Raw genomic sequence first — 2,449 nt, 5'->3', positions numbered from 1 at the left:
CGGGGGTTTTTGCTGGCCTGCGGCAGTGCCGCAGAAGCAGTACTACTTGAGGGTAACCGTGGCGCCGGCAGCCTCGAGGGCTTCCTTGGCCTTGTCAGCGGTCTCCTTGTTGGCGCCTTCGAGGATAGCCTTCGGAGCACCGTCAACCAGGTCCTTGGCTTCCTTCAGGCCCAGGGAAGTCAGCGCGCGGACTTCCTTGATCACTGCGATCTTCTTGTCGCCAGCGGCTTCGAGGATAACGTCGAATTCGCTCTTCTCTTCAGCAGCTTCAGCAGCGCCGCCGCCAGCCGGACCGGCAACTGCAACAGCAGCAGCGGTGACATCGAAGGTCTCTTCGAAGAGCTTCACGAAGTCGGAGAGCTCGATGATGGACAGTTCCTTGAAAGCTTCAATGAGCTCTTCGTTGGTGAGCTTCGCCATGATGTGGCGTCCTTCCTATAAGTGGTGCGCCAAGGCACCGGAGTGTGAGGGTGAAGAGTTATTACTCTTCGGTGGCTGCTTCGGCGGCCGGTGCTTCTTCTGCGGCAGCCGGAGCTTCTTCCGCAGCGGGAGCAGCAGCGCCGCCTTCTTCTTCGAGCTTGATGCGCAGGGCATCGACCGAGCGGGCCAGCATGGACATCGGTGCCTTGAGGACACCGGCGACGCGTGCAAGCTGGAACTCGCGGGACTCGAGCGCAGCCAGGGCAGCAACACCGGAGGCGTCAAGGGCGTTGCCCTCGAAGATACCGGTCTTGATGATCAGCTGCGGGTTGGTCTTTGCAAAATCCGTCAGGCTCTTCGCAGCGGCAACTGCGTCACCCTTGATGAAGGCAATTGCAGTGGGGCCGGAGAGCTGGCCATCGAACGCGTCGATGCCGGCTTCCTTGGCTGCAATGCCCGTCAGGGTGTTCTTGACGACCGAGTACTTGGTGTCCTGGCCGAGCGAACGGCGCAGCTCCTTGAGCTGTGCAACGGTGAGCCCGCGGTATTCGGTTAGGACAGCAGCGGTTGAATCCTTGAAATCGTTGGCGATTTCTTCAACTGCTGACACCTTGGTTGGCGTTGCCATAACCCTCCTTCCGGGGAAATAATGCCGGTGGATCGGGTCCCGAACATAAAAAACGCCCCGGGCAGATGCACGGGGCTTCACTCAACGGATTGCTCCGGAGTTCAGTTCGTTCACCTGCGCAGGCCGCCCTCATGAGGGACTTTCGGATGTTTCTCCAACCGGTTTCCACCCGTGCAGGCTGAAGGTTCAGCATTTACTGTGGGATTGAAGGCACATCGACCGACGGTCTTTGGTAGTTCAAGAGTACGGGAGATCCTGGCAGGGACCAAATCACCGGATCTGCAGCTCCTTCTGCCACTCCCCCGCATAGCCGATGGGGCGGAACCCGAGCTGGTCGTTAATGGCCAGCATGTACCTGTTCTCCTCGGCGTTCCAGGTGTACACCCGACGCACATCGGGGAAGAGCTGCCCCAGCTGCTGGAGGTTTCCGGCCTTCAACATCATGCCGAGCCGGTTGCCGCGGTGGTGCTGGAGCACCAGCGTATCGTCCTGGTAGGCCACGCCCGGGTTGCTCCGGGCGACTTCCAGCACGGTATGGCCCGCGAGCTCACCCGAGGCCACTTGGCGGACGGCACACACCAGCACGTCATACCCCATACCCCGTGCCTTCTCCTCAGCTTCCCGGACCCTGGGCGCGTCCCAAACCTCCGGAGTCAGGTCCAAGCCACCCAGGGGGGCGTCGGTGCTCATCTTCTGCCGTAGTTGGGCGTAGGCATCCACCAGTGCCTCCGGGCACGCGTCCTGCCAGAAGACGAGTTCGTAGCCGGAGGAACCCGTGCTGTCCGGGAGCCCGTCGCCGGCACCGTGCACCGGAAGGTCGAGCCGGCTGATCCGCTCAATGAGTTCCAGGCTGAAGCCACAGGACAAGGCGAAGGAAGCCGCTGCGTCCTGCGGGATGAACGACGCCGGAACGTCGACGGCGGTTACCTCCCCGCCGTCCTGCGGATGGTCGGTCTCCGCTATCAGGGTCCGCCGTCCGTCTGCGGCAGCCTGCTCCTCCGCCGCAGCACAAAGCGCCGCGCCGATGCCTCTCCGCCGCGAACGGGCGTCCACCACCACGTTGATGGTGGCTGTGTGCAGATTATCGGTCAGGGGCAGGTTGAGCCGGGCAACGCCGAGGATTTCCTGCCCGGCACCGGCCCGCGCAACCAGCAGCTGCCGCCGGCGGGTGGACGTGCTTTGGAGACCGGCCCGCAGCGCCTGGGCCGTTTCGCAAAAGTCGTCATTTCCCCAGATCTCGCGCTGCTGGTCATTGAAGAGCCGGGCAACAGCCAGGAAGCCGCCCGCGTCCGGCGATTCGGAGCTTTGCGGCAGGACGAACGGTTCCACGGCCAAGGGAGTCATGGCCCATATCCTGCCGGAGAACCCCGCTGGAACCAAAGCGGGTTCAGCCACGGAAAC

General features: G+C 62.8%; 3 protein-coding genes. All 3 read right to left on the bottom strand.

Annotation, left to right across the window (positions count from 1 at the left end):
* Positions 1-42 precede the first annotated feature (42 nt).
* Positions 43-420 carry a 50S ribosomal protein L7/L12 gene (gene rplL, locus ABFX29_RS08070; protein WP_091602597.1) on the bottom strand — a complete coding sequence of 126 codons (378 nt, stop codon included), beginning with the start codon at positions 418-420 and terminating at the stop codon, positions 43-45.
* A gap of 61 nt (positions 421-481) precedes the next feature.
* The gene (gene rplJ / locus ABFX29_RS08065) at positions 482-1,048 is read right to left on the bottom strand and encodes a 50S ribosomal protein L10 (protein ID WP_152226442.1); all 567 of its coding nucleotides are present in this window, start codon (positions 1,046-1,048) and stop codon (positions 482-484) included.
* Between the two features lie 270 nt (positions 1,049-1,318).
* A partial coding sequence (locus ABFX29_RS08060; protein ID WP_346038483.1) for a GNAT family N-acetyltransferase occupies positions 1,319-2,449 on the bottom strand: 1,131 nt, incomplete at its 5' end.

It is taken from the genome of Arthrobacter gandavensis, assembly GCF_039528575.1.
Classification (GTDB): Bacteria; Actinomycetota; Actinomycetes; order Actinomycetales; family Micrococcaceae; genus Arthrobacter_B; species Arthrobacter_B citreus_B.
This window is presented reverse-complemented; position numbering and strand designations above follow the sequence as displayed.